Below are 18,838 nucleotides of genomic sequence, written 5' to 3'. Positions count from 1 at the left end.
GTTATCATAGAAGCTGGGTACACTATATATTATTCAATCAAATGATTGATCATATGAACATTAGCCCTTAATTTTACATAGATCATAGTAGTTTTAAAGTTAGGAGGATTTACATGTCAGGTCCCAATTTAGATGATTACATTCAACAAGGAATTCATGGCCAAAAGGAAATAAATCCGGATGAAAGGAGAAAATTTTTAGGGACATTAAGGGAAAGAATCGTCATTGCCCTCTCGCAAGCACAAGTAAGAGAGGACACCATTTCCCCAGAAGTGAAAGAGGCATTAAAATCAAATCGAGATGCGACACTCCTGTTAAACGGCAACATCGACTACAGCTACTTGTCCAAATACATGAAAATTTGCAATGACCATCATATAAAATACTCGATTGTGACGAACAAGGAACATAACTCAGAGATCGGATTAGTCCTCACCCACGATTATGCGGTCGATAAAGAGGATATTTATGTAACAAAATCCAAAATCGTATATGAAGAAGCGACCCCTAAAAAAAAGGGAATCTTTTCAAAGCTGTTTAAAAGGTGATACATTCCATCACCTTTTTATTTTGTTATCGAAGCAGCAATATTATTTTTATGAATATCCTCCGTTCCGGCTACCAATGCTTGATTATAGTATGAACATTTATGTTCAATCACTGCCATCGTTTTTTTGAGTTCCTCCATCTGTGCTTCTACACAAGCTTTTCTTTCCAAAAACATGTCATAACGTTTTTGTAGTGTAGAATCTCCTTCTCCACACCAATCAATAAAATTCTTGATTTCCTTAATGGGCATCCCAGTTGATTTCAAGCACTCAACGATTTTTAAAGTTTCGATATCAGATTCTTTAAACATGCGTGTACCGTTAGTTGCCCGTTCCACAAAAGGAAGAAGTCCCTCCTTGTCATAGTATCGCAACGTATAAGCAGTAAGATTCAATTCCTTTGCTACTTCGCTAATTGAATAAGTTTTCAACATTTATCCCTCTCTTTATCTGTATAGACTTTGAGTTAACTCTAATTACGTAAGGGTATTTTATCAAGCTATTTGCTCGAAAAATTCAAAGTATATCACTTGACCTAGAGTTAACTATAAGGATTAACATGATGGAGTAAGAGAAACAAAGTGCACCGACACTAGTATATTCTTAGGAGGTTTTATTAATGGTAACTGCTAAAGCAAGGGCTGTCGATGGGCCAGACAAATCGTTTCGAGTAGCTGAAATTAAACGACGCGATTTAGATTTACACGATGTTCTAATTGAAATTAAATTTGCAGGAATCTGCCATTCTGACATCCATACTGCACACGGAGAATGGGGGCCGGTCAATTATCCACTCGTACCGGGACATGAGATTGCAGGTATTGTTACCGATGTAGGAGCGGAAGTGAGCAAATACAAGGTCGGTGACCGTGTTGGGGTCGGATGTATGGTTGATTCCTGCGGTGAATGTGAAAACTGTCGCAAAGGGGAGGAACAGTATTGCCTAAAAGGGAATATCCAAACTTACGGCGGTGTTGACAAATATGGTGAACCTACACAAGGCGGCTATTCTACTCATATTGTTGTGCAGGAAAATTTTGTCCTCAAAATTCCTGATAACATTGAGCTTGAAAAGGCAGCACCATTACTTTGTGCAGGAATTACAACATACTCTCCATTAAACCATTGGGGCGCGGCACCAGGTAAAAAGGTGGCTATAGTAGGAATGGGTGGTCTTGGTCATATGGCAGTTCAAATTGCTCATGCGATGGGAGCAGAAGTGACTGTGTTATCCCAAACATTGAAGAAAAAGGAAGACGGTTTACATTTAGGGGCAGACCACTACTACGCAACAAGTGATCCGCAAACATTTGAGAAACTCGCTGGAAACTTTGATTTAATCATTAATACAGTAAGTGCAAAAATTAATTTGAATGCTTATTTGGGGCTACTTACTCTTGACGGTACTTTGGTCAATGTCGGTGCACCAGCAGAACCATTGTCCCTTAATGTCTTTAATTTAATTGGTCATCGTCGCTCTTTTGCTGGATCGATGATTGGTGGCATTCGTGAGACACAAGACATGTTAAACTTCTGCGCTGAACATGGAATTGTACCTAAAATTGAAGTGATTTCAGCGGAACAAATTGATGAAGCTTACGAACGAGTACTAGCATCAGATGTTAAGTATCGATTTGTTATTGATACTAGCACGATATAAAATTTTTAGGATGTCCTCACCATGGGGGACATCCTTTTTACATATACGGATTGTCGTAAAAACCTGCTCTCTGTTGCTTTATAGCGGTAAATTTTGTTATTATCAAGTTATTGTTGACTTACGAAAAATTCAATAAAATATTGATTGTTTTCACGATGAAAATAGTAGTTGCGATCTAAGAACATTATGGAGGTGACGTCAATGTCAAGAATATCAGAGGAAGAAGTTCGCCACGTAGCTCATTTAGCGAGATTGGCTGTAACAGAGGATGAAGTAAAGCAATTTCAGAAAAGTCTTGATGAGATTATTACATATGCAGAACTTTTAAATGAAGTAGATACGGAAAATGTGGAACCCACTTCACACGTATTAGATATGAAGAATGTGATGCGAGAGGATATTCCATCTAAAGGACTTCCGCAAGAAGAGGTTCTGAAAAATGCACCTGAACATGAGAATGGACAAATAAAAGTGCCATCGATTATTGAGTAAGGAGGGGAAAAAGATTGAGTTTATTTGATCAGAAGTTAAGTGCGCTCCATGAGCAATTACATAAAAAAGAAATATCTGTTACTGACCTAGTTAATGAGTCCTATCAACAAATTCAACAGGTCGATCATAAAGTAGAGGCTTTCTTAACATTAGACGAAGAAAGAGCTCGTACGAAAGCAAAAGTGCTGGATCAAAAGCTAGGAACGGATGAATCAAAAGGCCTTCTCTTTGGAATGCCCATTGGGATTAAGGATAATATTGTGACACGCGATTTACGGACAACCTGTGCCAGTAAAATCCTCGATAATTTTAATCCGATCTATGATGCAACTGTGATTCAAAAACTTCAAGCGGCAGACTCCATTACAATTGGAAAATTAAATATGGATGAGTTCGCAATGGGTTCTTCAACAGAGAATTCAGGCTACCAAAAAACGAAAAATCCGTGGAATCTTGAAACCGTCCCAGGTGGTTCTTCAGGTGGTTCAGCAGCAGCTGTAGCAGCAGGGGAAGTCCTATTTTCATTAGGATCTGATACAGGAGGATCGATTCGTCAACCAGCATCCTTCTGTGGTGTCGTTGGACTGAAGCCGACCTATGGACGAGTGTCACGTTTTGGCCTAGTGGCTTTCGCTTCATCTCTAGATCAAATTGGACCTTTAACAAGAACGGTGGAGGATAACGCTTATTTACTGCAAGCAATCTCAGGACTTGATCCGATGGATTCCACTTCTGCTAATGTTGACGTACCTAATTTTGTGCAATCTTTAACAGGCGATGTCAAAGGTTTGAAAATTGCTGTGCCAAAAGAATATATTGGCGAAGGAGTAAAGGAAGAAGTTAAACAATCGGTTCTTGATGCGTTGAAAGTCCTTGAAAAATTAGGGGCAACATGGGAAGAGGTATCGCTTCCACATTCTAAATATGCCTTAGCGACCTATTATCTATTATCTTCTTCTGAGGCGTCTGCTAACTTAGCACGCTTTGACGGTGTGAGATACGGATATCGTACGCCAAATGCTGATACATTAATGAATTTATATAAAAATACGAGAGCGGAAGGCTTTGGTGATGAGGTGAAGAGACGGATTATGCTTGGAACCTTTGCTTTAAGCTCCGGCTATTATGATGCTTATTATAAAAAGGCACAAAAGGTTCGTACGCTTATTAAGCAAGACTTTGAAAATATTTTTGAAAAATATGATGTGATTATCGGTCCAACAACACCAACACCAGCCTTCAAAGTGGGTGAAAATACATCCGATCCGATGACGATGTATCGAAATGATATTTTAACGATTCCTGTAAACCTTGCAGGAGTACCTGGAATCTCGGTTCCATGTGGATTTAGCAACGGATTACCACTGGGCTTACAAATTATCGGAAAGCATTTTGATGAGAGTACTGTATACCGCGTGGCTCATGCATTTGAACAAGCAACCAATTTCCATAAACAAAAACCACAATTGTAAGGGGTGAGAGAAGTGAAATTTGAAACGGTGATCGGACTTGAAGTCCATGTTGAATTAAAGACAGACTCAAAAATATTTTCCTCTAGCCCCAATCATTTTGGCGCAGAACCAAATACGAATACAACGGTGATCGATTTAGGTTATCCTGGCGTACTGCCTGTTTTAAATAAAAAAGTCGTTGATTATGGGATGAAGGCAGCGATGGCACTCAACTGTGAAGTGGCCACCGAAACAAAATTTGATCGGAAAAACTATTTTTACCCAGATAATCCGAAGGCGTACCAAATCTCGCAATTTGATAAGCCAATTGGTGAGCATGGCTGGATCGAAATTGAAGTGGATGGCTATAAAAAGAAAATTGGAATTACACGAATTCATTTAGAAGAGGATGCAGGAAAGCTAAACCATGAGCAAGGCTATTCTCTTTGTGATTACAATCGTCAAGGAACACCGTTAATTGAAATCGTATCTGAGCCAGATATCCGAACGCCAAATGAAGCATACGCATATTTGGAAAAATTAAAATCGATTATTCAATATACGGGTGTGTCTGATTGTAAAATGGAAGAGGGTTCCTTACGCTGTGATGCTAACATCTCGATTCGTCCTGTTGGGCAAGAAGAATTCGGGACGAAAACCGAGTTGAAAAACTTAAACTCTTTTAACTTTGTTCGTAAAGGCTTGGAATACGAAGAAAAGCGTCAAGAGGAAGTTATTCTAGCAGGTGGAAAAATAGAGCAAGAAACACGCCGCTTTGATGAAGCGACAGGAAAAACGTTGCTTATGCGTGTCAAAGAAGGTTCTGATGATTATCGCTACTTCCCTGAACCAGATTTATTAGACTTGTATATTGATGAAGAGTGGAAGGAAAGAGTCCGCGCTGAAATTCCGGAACTTCCAGATGCACGGAAAAAACGCTATGTCGAAGAACTAGGATTACCACCATATGATGCAGGAGTCCTTACGATGACGAAGGAAATGGCTGATTTGTTTGAGGCAACAGTTGGAGCGGGTGCGGATGCAAAGCAAGCTTCAAACTGGCTCATGGGGGAACTTTCCGCTTACTTGAACGCTGAGCAAAAAGAATTAGCGGATGTTGCCTTAACACCAGAAGGTTTAGCGGGCATGATCAAGCTGATTGAGGACGGCACGATCTCCTCAAAAATCGCCAAAACGGTTTTTAAAGAATTAGTTGAAAATGGGGGCGACGCTGAGCAAATCGTCAAGGAAAAAGGACTGGTGCAAATTTCCGACGAAGGCGAGTTGCTTAAAGTTGTAACGGAAGTGTTAGATAACAACCCACAATCGATTGAGGACTTTAAGAATGGAAAGAACAAAGCGATTGGATTCCTTGTCGGTCAATTGATGAAGGCGACAAAAGGACAAGCCAATCCACAAATCGTCAACAAGCTTTTACAACAAGAAATTCAGAAGCGTTAAATTTTTCGAAAAAAGTGCTGGTAGGCTAGGCTTACCAGCTTTTTTATGAGGAGGAGTGGCAAATTGAATTTACTAGACTGGTTTGAAAAAGGGTTAACGTATGAAGAATACAAAGGACAAATGAAGGTTAATCTGGATGAAATGAGTACGGTTTACGAGCAATTTGAGTTACAGGCAGAGGCAAAAACGGAACTGCAATCGTTAAAAGGAGTCGCTTCTAAAGTCATTGTCCTAACGGAAGATTGGTGCGGAGATGCTCTTATGAACAATCCGATTTTGATGAAAATGGCAGAAGAATTGGACTTAGACGTTCGATTTGTATTAAGAGATAGCAATCTTGAATTAATGGATCAATATTTAACAAATGGAACAGCACGCTCGATTCCAATTTTTATTTTTATCGATGATGAGGGCAATGAAAAAGCAGTTTGGGGTCCAAGAGCACCAGAAGCACAAAACTTTGTTGATGGACTTCGGGAGAAACTACCTTCCAAGGATGCAGAAGATTTTCAAGACAAACAAAAGGAAATGTTCAAGCTGGTGAAGCAAACCTACTTGAAGGATCAAACATTATGGCAGGCAGTCGCAAATAGCATTATTTTGAAATTGAAAAACGAGAGATAGGGGCTGCCCTGTCTCTCGTTATTTTTTGATGCGATCATTTTTTACCTTTTGATCATTTACCTTCGGCTCTTTATGAGCAAGGAAATTGCGAATATTGGGCCGGTGCAGGAAAAGCAAAAATAGAATAAAGAAGAAAAAGATGAGTTCGTATCCTGTCCCCGGCTGGAAAAAAGAATAGATAAATAGCGCGACGCCTACAGATATTGACCCAAGAAAGACATACTTCGTGATGAAAATAACAGCAAAAAAGGTTACATAGGCAATGAGCAGCATCCACGGATTGACAACAAGCAAGGTGCCAGCTGTTGTAGCGATCGCCTTTCCGCCTCTAAAGTGGGCAAAAATCGGAAAGCAGTGTCCGACAACGGCAATTAATCCAAGGGTAAGAGGCTCCATGTCCAAATGAAATAGAATAGGAAGGGACGCAGCAAGTGCTCCTTTTCCTACGTCTACGATTAAAACGATTAAGCCAGCTCGTTTTCCTAATACTCGAATCGTATTCGTCGCTCCAGGATTATTGCTCCCATGCTCACGGATATCTATTTTGAAAAACAGCTTTCCAACGATTAATGCCGTCGGAATCGAGCCAATCAAATAGGCTGCGATCAAAAAGATAATGTTCATAACATCCCCCTTTTAGTAGGTTCTCTCTTTTTACAAAGATCCGCACATAAATCTTACCATATTTTGAGAGTCTTTTATGAGATAATTATTTCATGCTATAGTAATCAATATTGTTGGGGAGAACGATTTTTGACTCTGATTTAATGAAACGGTAGGAGCAAACGAGTTTTCTCCTACCGTTTCATCAAATTAGAGATAAAATGAGTCAAAAATCAATTTCTGCTGTAGGGGTTCACCAAAAGATGTCGTCTATTAGTTTAGAGGCTGCTCGAAAGGGGGAGAGAGAGATTGAGGATCAGGTTCTGATTAAGAAAATATTAAGTGGCAATGATCATGCATTTAGATTGCTGGTTGAGAAGTATCGCACGGAGTTGTTCAAAACGGTCTACGCGGTGCTTCGGAATCAAAAGGATGCTGAAGATGCTACACAAGAAGTGTTTATAAAGATCTATCATTCTCTCCCCCAATATGAGAATCAAGGCTTTAAAACATGGATGAAACGAATTGCCGTCAATCATTCGATTGATCTAAAACGAAAAAAAGCGAGAAAGCCAGAAGAAATGGTCGAATCGCTTGTCTATGACTCTCTCGTAACGACAAAGGATCGAGTGGAGGAAGAGGTTATAAACAAAGAAAGACGAAAGTTAGTGAGAGAGAGACTAGAGGAACTTCCGGAAAACTATCGGGGAGTCATCTACGATTTCTATATAGCTGAAAAAAGCTATCAGCAAATGGCAGAGGAACAGCAGGTTCAGGTAAAAACGATTGAAACAAAGCTGTATCGGGCCCGTCTCTGGATGAAAAAGCATTGGAAGGAGGACGATTTTTCATGAACCATATTTCGTATGATGAGTGGAAACTATACGTGAAAAATGAATTAAATGAAGTAGACCGAGAAAGGTATGATGATCATTTATATACTTGCGACCAATGTTTGGAGCTTTATCTTGAGGCAGTGAATGAGGTCGAAACGGAGCTCCCTGTTTTATCGAATGAAGATGATTTTACCAATCTGATTATGGCTCAAGTGTCTGAATCAAAGGAAAACGTTCCCGAAGCGAAGGGTCCTTTTTATCAAAAAACACTTTTCCATTATGCGCTCGCTGTTGCCATGACGCTGCTTTTCACGATGTCAGGAGTCTTTCAATCGATCACTAGTTATGTCGATGCTGTAGAAGGTCCAGAGCTAAAAGAAAGTACGCCTTCTGTCACAGAAGAGCTTGTTAATAAAACATTTGCATGGATGGATCATATGAAAAATAAGGGGGCGGACAATTAATGAAAAACCCAATTGTAGCGTTTTTACTATCTTTTTTCCCGGGGGGAGGTTTGCTGTACTTAAAACAAACTCTTCGTGGATTAGCTTATATGTTTGGCGAATTTGCTTTAATTATTTTGTTCTTTATCTTGTTGTCATCTTGGCAAGAAGAAATGGCTATCGTCATTTTTGTTTTGGGGGTTATCCTCTACATTGTCAATATTATCGACACCGCGATAACGGCACCAAAAACAGTTTATAAAACAGGTCTTGTGCAATCGGAAGGTCAACCAACGAAGGTACAAACGAATGAGCAGGAACGATTTTTTACGATTGTCCTTTCTTTCATTCCTGGAGTAGGTCACTTTCAATTAGGGTTGATGAATCGAGGAATGACGCTCTTAACTAGTTTTCTAGGAACGATGATTATGGTGTTTTTCGTTACCGTGTTAACGTCAAGAAGTGAATTCCTCATTTTCCTAGCAATCCTCCCGGTTATTTGGGTGTACGGATTCTTTGATACGATGCAACTTTTAAGCAAAAAGCAAAGAGGAGAAGAGTTAGTCGATCGCTCGATTCTAGAGGATTTAGAAATGAAACGAGAAGATGGGAAAAAGAGCAAATCAATCGCGACATTTCTTTCGATTTTTCCAGGGGCAGGTCATCTTTACCTTGGCTTGCAAAAACGTGGGATCCAACTCATGGCTGCGTTCCTCTTCTCTATCTATATTTTAGATATTTTAAGATTGGGGATCTTTCTGTTCCTGATCCCAATTATCTGGTTCTATAGCTTTTTTGATGGTCTGCAAAAAGCTTCGAGATATGGTAAGGAAGAGATGGAAGATGTGCCGATTATCTCCTACTTTATTAATCATCAAAAATGGGTCGGAATCGGTCTCATTTTACTCGGTTTATACTATTTGATAAGCAATATCGTCCTGCCAGCCTTTTCGCCAATGCTCGCTCAATTGATTGATATCGATATTCGTTACTGGTTTGATCGCTATTTCCAAACCGCCATTGTTTGTATTCTTATGATTGGTGGCGGCATTAAGCTATTAATGGGAAGTAAACGGAAGAAAGCGGGTGCGGTCAAATGACAGAGGAGAAAACAATGAGAACGTGGCGTGTTGGGACGATTTCAATGGGAGCCTCTCTCCTTTTTTTAGGGGTGTTCCTCCTCCTATCACAATTTCTTGATTTGAGCCTCATGAGTATTATGATTTCATGGTGGCCGGTGATTCTGATTGTGCTAGGGATTGAAATTCTACTCTATCTTTTTGTCTCAAGAAACGAAAAACCTTTTCTAAAATATGATTTCTTAAGTATTTTCTTTGTTGGCATTATTGGAACAGTAGGAATCGGCTTTTCGATTGTAAGCTCATTTGGACTTACAGATATCGCAAAAGATGTGATTTCCAGTGAGGAACGGACAGTGGAGCTTCCGCCATTAAATCAAACGATTGATCAAAATATAAAAAGAATTGTGTTGAAGACGGATCGTGAGAATTTAGTTGTCGAAGGAACGAAGAGTCAAGAGGTTTCCATGTTTGGAACGTATACAGCAACCCTTCCGAAAGGACAAGACAAGCTTATATCTAATGTGAAAGATTACGTCTCTATCAATAAAAAGGGTGACACGCTATACCTTGAGGTGAAAAGCTTGCCAAGAGGGAACGGACCATTTTTACACTACTATGGCAATATGGAAGCAACGCTATTAATACCAGATCATATTAAATTTGAAGTCATTGGCCAAAATAATTATGTTATCTTAAAGCCTCGGGAACTCAGTAATAATTGGACCATTGAAAATGTAGGAGAGGTTTCCCTTCAAGTCGAAGAAAATAGCGATTTTGAAATTTCTGCTTCACAAGTACAAAACTTACAAAGTGAAGATGTAGAGTGGACAGAAGAAGATAAATCCAATGAAAATAAAAATGGTCGGATGAAAATTGGTGAAGGTACGCATAGTATAGATATTAAAAGGGCGCACTATGTCAATGTATCGCTAGTGACTCCTTAAGGAAGATATTCTCGGCTTAAGCTGGGAATCTCTTTTTTATATGTGAAAGTGGAAGTCAGACTTCTTTTGCGTTATGATAGGGATGGAATTATTTACTAAGGCTGTATTTGTAAATAGCAACCGTATTTACGAGAAGGGCTTTACATTTGTTAAAAAGATTATTATTTTCTAGGATGGATAGATATGAAAAGAGCACGCATTATTTATAATCCAACTTCAGGACGTGAGTTATTTAAAAAACATTTACCTGAGGTGTTACAAAAACTTGAAAAAGCAGGTTATGAGACCTCTTGCCATGCGACTACTGGTGCTGGTGACGCCACAGTAGCAGCGAGAGTGGCGGTCGAACGGAAGTATGATCTCGTTGTGGCAGTCGGGGGAGACGGAACGATCAATGAGGTCGTTAATGGTTTAGCAGAGCAAGAATATATCCCAAAGCTTGGCATCCTTCCAGCAGGTACGACGAACGATTTTGCTAGAGCTCTGCATATTCCAAGAGACATTGAGGCAGCAACTGACATCATTGTTAAAGGGGATACAATCCCAGTCGATGTGGGTCGAATAAATGATAAATATTTTATCAATATAAGTGGTGGCGGACGCATTACAGAACTTACTTATGAGGTTCCTAGTAAGCTCAAGACTATGCTAGGACAACTTGCCTATTATTTAAAGGGGATTGAAATGCTTCCTTCATTCAAAGCGACGGAAGTAAGTATTGAGTATGATGGGAAGTTGTTCGAAGGGGAAGTGATGTTGTTCTTAGTTGGTCTTACAAACTCAGTGGGAGGCTTTGAAAAGCTTGCACCGAATTCTTCGATTAACGATGGACTATTTTCATTGCTCATTTTGAAGAAAACAAATTTGGCCGATTTTGTCAGAGTAGCAACTCTAGCATTACGCGGTGAACATATCCACGATCCAGCGGTCATTTACACACAAGCTAATCGCATTAAGGTCCAGTCTAATGAAAAAGTTCAACTCAATCTAGATGGAGAATTCGGTGGACTACTTCCAGCGGAATTCGTCAACTTATATCGTCATTTAGAAGTGTTTGTTCCGATTGATCAGATTCGGGATGAGGATCGCCCGAAAGATATGCTAAGCTAGCATCATTTTGCTGGCTTTTTCTTTTGCCTTAAAGGTATGATACAATCTCATTTATATACAGGACGCATGAAAGAGGAATCAATTGATGAAACGTACATTACCCGTTCAAAAGAATGAATACATAGATGTCATATTTGAAGATTTAACCCATGATGGAGCAGGGGTTGCCAAAGTTGAAGGCTATCCAATTTTTGTCCCGAATGGTTTGCCTGGAGAAAAGGCGCAGATTAAGGTGATTAAGACGAACAAGGGGTATGGCTTGGGTCGTTTGATCGAGCTGTATGAGAAGAGTCCTTACCGTGTGGAGATTCCGCGGGAGGAACTGCACAAATACGGTGGATGCCAGTTGGAACATATAAGCTATGAAGGTCAGTTGAAGTATAAAGAGAATCAGGTTAAGCAAGTTCTTACGCGCATTGGAAAACTCGAGAATGTTGTCGTTCACCCCATTCTTGGAATGGACAACCCATGGCATTATCGCAATAAAGCGCTGGTTCCAGTGGGTGAAAAGGATGGAAAGTTAATCGCTGGCTTTTTCAAACCTAGGACTCATGAAATTGTTGATACAGACGAAAGCTTGATTCAGATTCCAGAAATTAATGAGGCTGTTCAAGTGGTAAAAGAGATTTGTGCAAGATTTCATATCCCTGCGTATAACGAGGAGACGCATAAAGGTGTATTACGTCATATTATGGCACGCTTCGGTCAGCAAACAGGCGAGCTAATGGTCGTCCTTGTAACAAGGTCATTGGAGATTCCAAATCGGGAGCAACTAGTTGAAGAGATTGTCTCTCGATTACCTCACGTGAAATCAATTGTCCATAACGTCAATTCAAAACGTACCAATGTGATCCTTGGTGATAAAACAAAGGTACTCTGGGGTTCGGAAGTCATTTACGACTATATTGGTGACGTTCGATTCGCAATCTCGGCATTGTCATTCTATCAGGTGAACCCCGTGCAGACGAAAGTGTTGTATGATAAGGCATTGGAGTATGCTTCGTTGTCTGGCTCGGAATCGGTCATTGATGCTTATTGTGGAATTGGGACGATTTCGTTGTTCTTAGCGCAGAAAGCAAGGAAGGTATTTGGAGTCGAAGTGGTTCCAGAGGCAATTGAAGACGCTCGGAAAAACGCTGCTCTAAACGGGATAGAGAATGCAGAGTTTGAGACTGGTGAAGCTGAGGCTGTAATTCCTAGATGGTATGAAGAAGGCAATAAAGCCGATGTTTTAGTCGTGGATCCACCTCGTAAGGGATGCGATGAGGCATTATTGCAGACTATTATTGACATGAAGCCGAAGAAAGTTGTATACGTTTCATGTAATCCAGCAACACTGGCCCGGGATTTACGCATCTTGGAAGATGGGGGATATAAGACGGTTGAGGTTCAGCCGGTGGATATGTTTCCGCATACGACGCATGTGGAGTGCGTGGCGCAGTTAATTCTGGAATTGTAAAACAATAAAATACTCTTCCGAACAATATTAAACATTTCCGATTCATTACCGATTTCAGTTAAAATAAACATTTCCGATTTTCAGTCCCGATTCAATATCATCCCGGTTTTTCCTCATTAGGAACCCGGGCTTTTTTCAATATTTCACTCAAGTATTTATTCAATAAGAGACCGAAGGTCTAATTCAATCTTTTCTCAATGTTTATTCTTATTTCCCTTATTCATTTCTCCGTTTATCCTTCATTCCAAAATCGGAGATTTCTATTTTAACACCCGAAAAAACGTGAAAAAAATGCGGAAAAACAGGCGAAAAAACGGTCGTTTTTGAATCGAAAATTGTTCAAAATGGGGGTTCAGTCGGAAATCTTCATTTTGACTCGAACGGAAGAATGCGGGTTTGAGGAGGGTAAAATCGGAAGGGTTTATTTTGGTTATACATAGGAGAGAGAAGAAATAAAGTTTAGTTTGTAATATTACATCCATTATTTGGAGTGTGAGAGACAAGAATCAGTTTATAGTGTAGATTTACGATGAAACTTAATAAAGTGTGTAACTGTAGAGAACGCTAATGCAAAAAGGACTAAGATATTGTCTCCCCGAAACTAACCCTTACAATCTGTAACTTAGTTTTACAAAGAAGGGAAAGCGGAGGCACTTATGTATCGGGCTTTATGTATCACTCCAATCAGAATCGGGAGCGTACCATTGCTACGCCTTCTCGGTTCTTTTTTTATTGAGAAAAAGCCTGAAACGATAGGTGATACAAGGGATCGTTGCAAATGAAGCAGGATAAAAAGGCTGTTACCGCAAATCATAAACGGTAAACGGTCAAACAACTTGTAAAATGGTCAAATATAAACGGTAAATAGCACGAGTAAAAATTGGAGCAACTCTCCAGTTTTCCTCGTGTTTTTTGTTTCTAAAAAGCCTGGAAAAAGCATGAGAAAGGCAAGAGGAAAGCGAATATAAAAGCAGGAAAAAGCCTGAAAAACCAACGGTTTTTAAAAAAGAAGGGAGGAAGAAAAGAGAGAAAAAAGGCAAGAGAAAAAGCAGGAATCTCCACTTCTCAACATCCTAATTCCTGTCAATACATTGTACATTTATGTTTTCCTAAAAATCTTGATTTCTGACAATAAATAGGAGGAAAAGAGCGAGGGATATTTACCGTTATTGTTTAACGACAGAAATTGGGAAATGGGAAAAAGGCAGGAATGACAAGGGTTTGTGAGAAGGGGGGATTGTAGAACTATGTTTGACAACTACATAGAAGGCAGGGATTTTTTAAATTCAAATCTAAGGTTGTTTGAACTTTATAGGGGAAAGGGATTAAGGGGTTTTTAGCAATAAGTATACTAAATGTAAAAAGCCAAAAATATGAATAAAAACCTTCACATCTTCGGCTAATTGATAAATCGTGATATTGAACAAAAACACCTGATAGATAAATAACTTAAAGACTATTTTTGAGGTTTGCTTTCATTAGAGAGGCAATCTTTTGTTCATCCTTAGACGAAATCTGTTCCAGTTGATTGATGACAAGTTCTTGTCGGTCTACTGGGTGGTTTTGACTTAATTTTGCCTTGCCTTCTATCTTGTTTATTTTTATTTTAAATCCTTGAACACCTTTATTCATACCAGCAATAAAGTCAGTATCTACGTTCTCTAACTTGTATGTACTTTCAGGTGCTTCGTATTTCAATACCAATTCATGCAGAGACTCCATTAGCTCTTCCTCGTCATCAACAAGTTCAACTTCTCCATAAACATGAACAGTCACATAGTTCCATGTGGGTACTGCTTTATCCGTCTCATACCACGAGGGAGAGATATAGCAATGAGGACCATGAAATACTGCTAAAACTATTTGATGACTAATATCTTTCCATTGTGAATTGGAACGAGCAAAATGTCCATATAAGTATTGATTTTCTTTATCCAAATTTAAAGGTAAATGCGTAGCGAATGGTGTTCCGTTGTGTTGAGAAAACAGGGTCGCAAAGCCATATTGTTTTATTACTTCATGAGCAATTTTTTCATCTCTAATTTGAAAGTGCGATGAATATACATGGTCTCACCTCTCGAAAATTTTATTTGCTCCTAATTTTTTGACTGTGTACACATGTCTGATAGATTAGGGTTGTTCGTCAGCTTTTTAATCATTTTCATAAAGTAATTGAGAATAGCTCCACCTAAACAAAGAGTAATGACAGTTCCCATGCCGATGGGTCCATTGAATATAATGGCAGACAGTAAGAAGAATAAATATATCACTGTTCTTGAAAACAGTATGCTTCTTTTAGTTAATTCTTGAATTATCAAAGTTAAATGGTCAACAGGAATTGGTGCAAAATTTGTGTATAAATAAATTGCAGTTCCAAGTCCGATTAAGATTATACCGATTCCAAAACAAATAAATTTACTGAACCATGTTTCGGGTGTAATCAAATTGTGTAATAGAAAAAGCAACATATCAATACTAATACCAGTTATAATGGATGTCAGTAATCCTAAAAATTTGGGTCTTTGTCTTTTGAGAAACGAATTACAAAATATCAGTAAAAAAGCGATTATGATTTCCCAGCTTCCCACAGTAAGACCAACTGTTTCAGATAGTCCAACTAACAGTGCATCAAATGGTGATGTTCCAAGTTTTGATTGAATGGTAAGAGCAATGCCAAATGCTAAAATCAAAATTCCTAAAAAATAAAATGTAAATTTTGTTAAGCTCCATTTTTTCATACGTGTTTTGTTGTCAATTCTTTTACCATTAAAATATGCGGGATTCCATCTTCCATAAATATGTCTGATGAAGTCTGATAGCCGAGTTTTTTATAAAATCCTTCTGCCTGTTTTTGTCCATGCAATTTAACCTTGGATACTGCATTTCTTTCTGCAATTTCTTCTAATGCTTTAATAATAATCTTCCCGATACCTAATTTACGGAAGGGTTCTAATATGCAAATTCTCTCCAATTTACCGAATTCATCAACCATTCTTATCCTCCCTGTTCCGACGGGTTGTTCATTGAGAAAAACTAATATGTGTTCACATTGTCCATTAAGTGTATCAAATTCATCAAATTCATCTTCTAATGGAACGCCTTGTTCTCCAACAAATACTTCTTTTCTTATATCAAAGGCTTTTTTTAAATCCTCTTCTGTAGTAATTTTTATTGACTTCATCATTCTATCAACCTTTCTGAATTTATTTTTTTAGACAAGTCATAATGAATTGTGTTCACTACGTTTTATATTGGGTTATTTTTGTTGTAAATGCAACAAAAATATAATAATATTTATTTATAGTATTGATAAATACAACATAATGGTGGAGTTGCAATTATGAAGGAGATTCTTCGAGAAATCGGAATGATAGCAAGGGCTTTAGATTCTATCAGTAATATCGAATTTAAGGAATATAACCTTACAAAAGGACAGTATTTATATCTTGTTCGGATATGTGAAAATCCAGGGATTATTCAAGAAAAATTGGCAGAGATGATAAAGGTAGACCGAACAACAGCATCTCGTGCGATAAAAAAACTTGAGATTCAAGGATTTATTGAAAAGAGAGAGGATAGTCGTAACCAAAAAATCAAAAATCTATTTCCAACAGAAAAAGGGCAAAGTGTTTATCCTTTCATTAGAAGAGAAAATGATTATTCCAATACGGTCGCATTAGCTGGAATGTCTGAAGAAGAAATAGAAACCCTTTTTTATCTTCTTCAAAAGGTTAGAAAAAATATAGAAATAGACTGGGAATTTATAAAAAAGGGAAACAAGAGAAATTATTGACTAATTAAAGGAGCGAAATATTAAAGTGACTACAAACATAAAAAAGTGTACCCTTGAAGATTTACACATTATTCAAGAAATTAGTTATGAAACATTTAATGAGACATTTAAGCATCAGAATTCACCCGAAAATATGAATGCCTATTTGGAAAGGGCATTTAACTTAAAACAATTAGAAAAAGAATTAACCAATATTTTTTCGCAATTCTTTTTTGTTTATTTTAATAATGAAGTCGCTGGATATTTAAAGGTCAATACGGGTGAAGCTCAGTCTGAAGAAATGGGTAATGAATCACTTGAAATTGAGAGGATTTATATAAAGAATAAATTTCAAAAGCAGGGGCTGGGTAATTATCTGATAAATAAAGCAAGGGAAATAGCGTTGGAACAGAATAAAAAGAAAATCTGGTTAGGCGTATGGGAAAAAAATGAAAATGCTATTGCTTTTTATAAGAAACTCAGGTTTGTTCAAATTGGAACTCACTCTTTTTATATGGGTGATGAAGAACAAACGGACTTTATTATGACAAAATCGCTATTGTAAATGTTCCCGTCAAACATAAACGGTAAATAGCATGAGTGAAAATTGGACTCTCCATCCAGTTTTTCTCGTGTTTTTTGTTTCTAATAATCAGGAAAAACGTACCTTTGGTATGTCAGGCAGATGTAATCAAATATTTGATTAAAAGCCTGAAAAGCCCATTAAAACAGGATTTAAGGGAGGGAAAAGGAGAATATCTTTATTTTTGGCAACTACATAGAAGGCAGGGGTTATTTGAAGTGTATATCTAAGGTGAATTTGAACTTTGTAGGGGAAAGGGTTTAGGGAAGAGAATGATTGTATAAACAAATTCATGTCAAATAGTTGCTGAAAGATTGGTATAATGTAAAAAAGGCGGTGGGAATATGTTAGCGGATAAAAAGATGATTGAAGAAATGATTAAATTTGACGATGCGTTCCCAGACGGAGTTTTTGCTATAGGTCGTAAACCAGGAGAACCAAAGGTAAAAGTAAGAGCCTTATGGGATTACTGTCAGGAAAAAGGCGGAATAGAACCGAAGGACTTAAGTTTAGAAGAAATGAAACGATTTCTTGTCTAATAAATCAAATACCTATAAAATACTTAAAGAAACAGGGGGAAGAACGTTCCTCCCTGTTGTATTAGTAAGTCAGTTATTGAATCCTTATGGATTCGTTCAATTAACCTCTCGGTGGGTATGGGTCGTTTCCGTAGCTGTTTTTCTCTCTGATTCTACCTTTTAGATTATGAATAACAAGTTCTGATTGCTGATTTTTTGCAATTTCTTTACCATATGCAATAGCTTCACGCTGGGTATCAAAAACTTTTGTTGCTCTTGAATTTCGAGCACCCTTAACTTGAAAACCACCGTCAGAATGCGGTGTAACATGCTGATTTTTTCGCATCTATACATCACCTCATTAGTTGATTTGTGTGGGAGGCAAACGTAAGTCCTCTTTTATGAAAATGAATTTTATTGTATTATAAACGTGGATATTTAATTTAATGGCTCTTATTTGTTCTGCAAAACAAATAAGGGCTTTTTTATTTTAGTTTCCTCTTCAAGTCCCTTTCGAGTTTCTGCATTTCTCTTTTTACCTGTTTATCTACTTCTCTATTTATCTCTCTAATAGCTCTATTAACTTGGGAAGTATTGATTCGTACTCGTACCATTTAGTTCACCTCCTTGTATGTAATTTTGGTATTCGTTTGTCTGCCCCCACAACATAGAATTATAGCACTATCTTCCTTATTGAACAATATATAGTATCTTATTGATTATAATGCATACTATATGTAGTGTTTAGTTAGAGGTTTTTATAATTTGTCAAACACAAAAATATTAGTATGTTTGAGAATTATCAAGAATAAAGAAGAAAATGATAGAGTTTCAACAAATTTTATGCAATTTCCCTATTTGCAATAATCAAAAGAGGATACACGTCTTGTTAATGTTAGGATTCCTCATTATTCACTTGAACTTTTAAAGAAAATGTAACCTTATTTTCAGCGATTAAATCCAAATGCCACCAAAATTCATTTATCGATTCTTTCGATATTGACCAATCATAGATTTCTCCAATATACTCTGCCATCTTTTTAGCGTTCTGAATCAATTTCAAGTCAAACTCCAATAATTTAATTCTTTCGTCATGAGTAAGTTCATTAATCACCTTTTCCAAATGGCTTCGATTGTGAAGTATAAAATAGACCGATTCAAAAGCACTGATTTCATAATCTTCGATGTATTCTTCATATGTTTCAATCATTTCAGCATAGTCCTGCATTTTTGAACACATCCTTAATCAATC

At 37.8% G+C, this 18,838-nt stretch carries 23 protein-coding genes; 15 read left to right on the top strand and 8 right to left on the bottom strand.

All coding sequences use genetic code 11. The annotated features are described in order from the left end of the window. Positions 1 to 113: 113 nt before the first annotated feature. Entirely contained in the window at positions 114 to 548 is a 435-nt protein-coding gene (locus AA0X71_RS21385; protein ID WP_413357282.1) for a YueI family protein, read from the top strand. Positions 549 to 565: 17 nt separating this feature from the next. Here AA0X71_RS21385 and AA0X71_RS21380 read toward each other — a convergent pair whose 3' ends face one another. After that, entirely contained in the window at positions 566 to 979 is a 414-nt protein-coding gene (locus AA0X71_RS21380; RefSeq protein ID WP_413362712.1) for a MerR family transcriptional regulator, read from the bottom strand. Between the two features lie 188 nt (positions 980 to 1,167). Between AA0X71_RS21380 and AA0X71_RS21375 the strand changes: the two genes are divergently transcribed. The 5 genes from AA0X71_RS21375 to AA0X71_RS21355 all read left to right on the top strand — a co-directional run bounded on the left by AA0X71_RS21375 (position 1,168) and on the right by AA0X71_RS21355 (position 6,236). After that, complete coding sequence (locus AA0X71_RS21375) at positions 1,168 to 2,208, top strand: NAD(P)-dependent alcohol dehydrogenase (RefSeq protein WP_413357281.1); 1,041 nt, start codon at positions 1,168 to 1,170, stop codon at positions 2,206 to 2,208. A 201-nt stretch (positions 2,209 to 2,409) separates the two neighbouring features. Continuing rightward, positions 2,410 to 2,700, top strand: a complete 291-nt coding sequence (gene gatC / locus AA0X71_RS21370) for an Asp-tRNA(Asn)/Glu-tRNA(Gln) amidotransferase subunit GatC (protein ID WP_019155491.1) — start codon at positions 2,410 to 2,412, stop codon at positions 2,698 to 2,700. A gap of 14 nt (positions 2,701 to 2,714) precedes the next feature. Further along, positions 2,715 to 4,172 carry an Asp-tRNA(Asn)/Glu-tRNA(Gln) amidotransferase subunit GatA gene (gatA, locus tag AA0X71_RS21365; protein ID WP_413357280.1) on the top strand — a complete coding sequence of 486 codons (1,458 nt, stop codon included), beginning with the start codon at positions 2,715 to 2,717 and terminating at the stop codon, positions 4,170 to 4,172. Positions 4,173 to 4,184: 12 nt separating this feature from the next. Next, positions 4,185 to 5,612, top strand: a complete 1,428-nt coding sequence (gatB, locus tag AA0X71_RS21360; RefSeq protein WP_413357279.1) for an Asp-tRNA(Asn)/Glu-tRNA(Gln) amidotransferase subunit GatB — start codon at positions 4,185 to 4,187, stop codon at positions 5,610 to 5,612. Positions 5,613 to 5,675: 63 nt separating this feature from the next. After that, entirely contained in the window at positions 5,676 to 6,236 is a 561-nt protein-coding gene (locus AA0X71_RS21355; RefSeq protein ID WP_413357278.1) for a thioredoxin family protein, read from the top strand. Between the two features lie 18 nt (positions 6,237 to 6,254). Here the strand turns inward: AA0X71_RS21355 and plsY are convergent, their stop codons facing one another. Beyond that, entirely contained in the window at positions 6,255 to 6,860 is a 606-nt protein-coding gene (plsY, locus tag AA0X71_RS21350; RefSeq protein ID WP_413357277.1) for a glycerol-3-phosphate 1-O-acyltransferase PlsY, read from the bottom strand. Between the two features lie 242 nt (positions 6,861 to 7,102). Here plsY and AA0X71_RS21345 point away from each other — a divergent pair, with 242 nt between their 5' ends. The 6 genes from AA0X71_RS21345 (at position 7,103) to rlmD (ending at position 12,713) form a co-directional block, all read left to right on the top strand. After that, a complete protein-coding gene (locus AA0X71_RS21345) occupies positions 7,103 to 7,693 on the top strand; it encodes an RNA polymerase sigma factor (RefSeq protein ID WP_413357276.1) in 591 nt (196 codons plus the stop codon). Beyond that, entirely contained in the window at positions 7,690 to 8,139 is a 450-nt protein-coding gene (locus AA0X71_RS21340) for a hypothetical protein (protein ID WP_413357275.1), read from the top strand. Before AA0X71_RS21345 ends, AA0X71_RS21340 begins: the two co-directional genes overlap by 4 nt. Further along, a complete protein-coding gene (locus AA0X71_RS21335; RefSeq protein WP_413357274.1) occupies positions 8,139 to 9,218 on the top strand; it encodes a hypothetical protein in 1,080 nt (359 codons plus the stop codon). The genes AA0X71_RS21340 and AA0X71_RS21335 overlap by 1 nt, the downstream gene beginning before the upstream one ends. 14 nt (positions 9,219 to 9,232) lie before the next feature. Continuing rightward, positions 9,233 to 10,144, top strand: coding sequence for a LiaF transmembrane domain-containing protein (locus AA0X71_RS21330; RefSeq protein WP_413357273.1), 912 nt, complete (start codon positions 9,233 to 9,235; stop codon positions 10,142 to 10,144). 183 nt (positions 10,145 to 10,327) lie between these two features. Continuing rightward, positions 10,328 to 11,254 (top strand): diacylglycerol kinase, encoded by a 927-nt coding sequence (locus AA0X71_RS21325; protein WP_019155477.1) that lies wholly within the window; start codon positions 10,328 to 10,330, stop codon positions 11,252 to 11,254. Between the two features lie 85 nt (positions 11,255 to 11,339). Then, positions 11,340 to 12,713 carry a 23S rRNA (uracil(1939)-C(5))-methyltransferase RlmD gene (gene rlmD, locus AA0X71_RS21320; RefSeq protein ID WP_413357272.1) on the top strand — a complete coding sequence of 458 codons (1,374 nt, stop codon included), beginning with the start codon at positions 11,340 to 11,342 and terminating at the stop codon, positions 12,711 to 12,713. Between the two features lie 1,449 nt (positions 12,714 to 14,162). Here rlmD and AA0X71_RS21315 read toward each other — a convergent pair. Genes AA0X71_RS21315 through AA0X71_RS21305 form a run of 3 tightly spaced genes read right to left on the bottom strand, consistent with a single transcriptional unit; the run spans position 14,163 to position 15,894 of the window. Next, positions 14,163 to 14,756, bottom strand: a complete 594-nt coding sequence (locus tag AA0X71_RS21315; protein WP_413362710.1) for an FMN-binding negative transcriptional regulator — start codon at positions 14,754 to 14,756, stop codon at positions 14,163 to 14,165. A 53-nt stretch (positions 14,757 to 14,809) separates the two neighbouring features. Then, on the bottom strand, positions 14,810 to 15,451 hold the full coding sequence (locus tag AA0X71_RS21310) for a YczE/YyaS/YitT family protein (protein ID WP_413357271.1): 642 nt from the start codon (positions 15,449 to 15,451) through the stop codon (positions 14,810 to 14,812). After that, entirely contained in the window at positions 15,448 to 15,894 is a 447-nt protein-coding gene (locus AA0X71_RS21305; RefSeq protein WP_413362708.1) for a GNAT family N-acetyltransferase, read from the bottom strand. The genes AA0X71_RS21310 and AA0X71_RS21305 overlap by 4 nt, the downstream gene beginning before the upstream one ends. Positions 15,895 to 16,053: 159 nt before the next feature. On the opposite strand from AA0X71_RS21305, the gene AA0X71_RS21300 reads away from it, so the two are divergent. From AA0X71_RS21300 to AA0X71_RS21290, 3 genes are all read left to right on the top strand, one after another. Further along, positions 16,054 to 16,506 (top strand): MarR family winged helix-turn-helix transcriptional regulator, encoded by a 453-nt coding sequence (locus AA0X71_RS21300; protein WP_413357270.1) that lies wholly within the window; start codon positions 16,054 to 16,056, stop codon positions 16,504 to 16,506. A 25-nt stretch (positions 16,507 to 16,531) separates the two neighbouring features. Further along, entirely contained in the window at positions 16,532 to 17,050 is a 519-nt protein-coding gene (locus AA0X71_RS21295; RefSeq protein ID WP_413357269.1) for a GNAT family N-acetyltransferase, read from the top strand. Positions 17,051 to 17,412: 362 nt separating this feature from the next. Further along, a complete protein-coding gene (locus tag AA0X71_RS21290; protein ID WP_413357268.1) occupies positions 17,413 to 17,607 on the top strand; it encodes a hypothetical protein in 195 nt (64 codons plus the stop codon). Positions 17,608 to 17,707: 100 nt separating this feature from the next. Here AA0X71_RS21290 and AA0X71_RS21285 read toward each other — a convergent pair whose 3' ends face one another. The 3 genes from AA0X71_RS21285 to AA0X71_RS21275 all read right to left on the bottom strand — a co-directional run bounded on the left by AA0X71_RS21285 (position 17,708) and on the right by AA0X71_RS21275 (position 18,814). Beyond that, positions 17,708 to 17,932 carry a DUF2188 domain-containing protein gene (locus AA0X71_RS21285; protein WP_413357267.1) on the bottom strand — a complete coding sequence of 75 codons (225 nt, stop codon included), beginning with the start codon at positions 17,930 to 17,932 and terminating at the stop codon, positions 17,708 to 17,710. 139 nt (positions 17,933 to 18,071) lie between these two features. Continuing rightward, a complete protein-coding gene (locus tag AA0X71_RS21280; RefSeq protein WP_413357266.1) occupies positions 18,072 to 18,200 on the bottom strand; it encodes a hypothetical protein in 129 nt (42 codons plus the stop codon). A 281-nt stretch (positions 18,201 to 18,481) separates the two neighbouring features. Continuing rightward, on the bottom strand, positions 18,482 to 18,814 hold the full coding sequence (locus tag AA0X71_RS21275) for a hypothetical protein (protein ID WP_413357265.1): 333 nt from the start codon (positions 18,812 to 18,814) through the stop codon (positions 18,482 to 18,484). Positions 18,815 to 18,838 lie beyond the last annotated feature (24 nt).

The sequence above is a fragment of the Robertmurraya phoenicis genome (genome assembly GCF_047302285.1).
Lineage (GTDB): Bacteria > Bacillota > Bacilli > Bacillales > Cytobacillaceae > Robertmurraya.
This window is presented reverse-complemented; position numbering and strand designations above follow the sequence as displayed.

Excerpts from the sequence above, each read along its gene's own strand:
- AA0X71_RS21375 (WP_413357281.1), top strand. The coding sequence starts at position 1,168 with ATGGTAACTGCTAAAGCAAGGGCTGTCGATGGGCCAGACAAATCGTTT.
- AA0X71_RS21305 (WP_413362708.1), bottom strand. The coding sequence starts at position 15,894 with ATGAAGTCAATAAAAATTACTACAGAAGAGGATTTAAAAAAAGCCTTT.
- AA0X71_RS21385 (WP_413357282.1), top strand. The coding sequence starts at position 114 with ATGTCAGGTCCCAATTTAGATGATTACATTCAACAAGGAATTCATGGC.
- rlmD (WP_413357272.1), top strand. The coding sequence starts at position 11,340 with ATGAAACGTACATTACCCGTTCAAAAGAATGAATACATAGATGTCATA.
- AA0X71_RS21325 (WP_019155477.1), top strand. The coding sequence starts at position 10,328 with ATGAAAAGAGCACGCATTATTTATAATCCAACTTCAGGACGTGAGTTA.
- AA0X71_RS21330 (WP_413357273.1), top strand. The coding sequence starts at position 9,233 with ATGAGAACGTGGCGTGTTGGGACGATTTCAATGGGAGCCTCTCTCCTT.
- AA0X71_RS21345 (WP_413357276.1), top strand. The coding sequence starts at position 7,103 with ATGTCGTCTATTAGTTTAGAGGCTGCTCGAAAGGGGGAGAGAGAGATT.
- AA0X71_RS21310 (WP_413357271.1), bottom strand. The coding sequence starts at position 15,451 with ATGAAAAAATGGAGCTTAACAAAATTTACATTTTATTTTTTAGGAATT.
- AA0X71_RS21280 (WP_413357266.1), bottom strand. The coding sequence starts at position 18,200 with ATGGTACGAGTACGAATCAATACTTCCCAAGTTAATAGAGCTATTAGA.
- AA0X71_RS21340 (WP_413357275.1), top strand. The coding sequence starts at position 7,690 with ATGAACCATATTTCGTATGATGAGTGGAAACTATACGTGAAAAATGAA.
- plsY (WP_413357277.1), bottom strand. The coding sequence starts at position 6,860 with ATGAACATTATCTTTTTGATCGCAGCCTATTTGATTGGCTCGATTCCG.
- AA0X71_RS21300 (WP_413357270.1), top strand. The coding sequence starts at position 16,054 with ATGAAGGAGATTCTTCGAGAAATCGGAATGATAGCAAGGGCTTTAGAT.
- AA0X71_RS21290 (WP_413357268.1), top strand. The coding sequence starts at position 17,413 with ATGTTAGCGGATAAAAAGATGATTGAAGAAATGATTAAATTTGACGAT.
- AA0X71_RS21285 (WP_413357267.1), bottom strand. The coding sequence starts at position 17,932 with ATGCGAAAAAATCAGCATGTTACACCGCATTCTGACGGTGGTTTTCAA.
- AA0X71_RS21335 (WP_413357274.1), top strand. The coding sequence starts at position 8,139 with ATGAAAAACCCAATTGTAGCGTTTTTACTATCTTTTTTCCCGGGGGGA.
- AA0X71_RS21275 (WP_413357265.1), bottom strand. The coding sequence starts at position 18,814 with ATGCAGGACTATGCTGAAATGATTGAAACATATGAAGAATACATCGAA.
- gatC (WP_019155491.1), top strand. The coding sequence starts at position 2,410 with ATGTCAAGAATATCAGAGGAAGAAGTTCGCCACGTAGCTCATTTAGCG.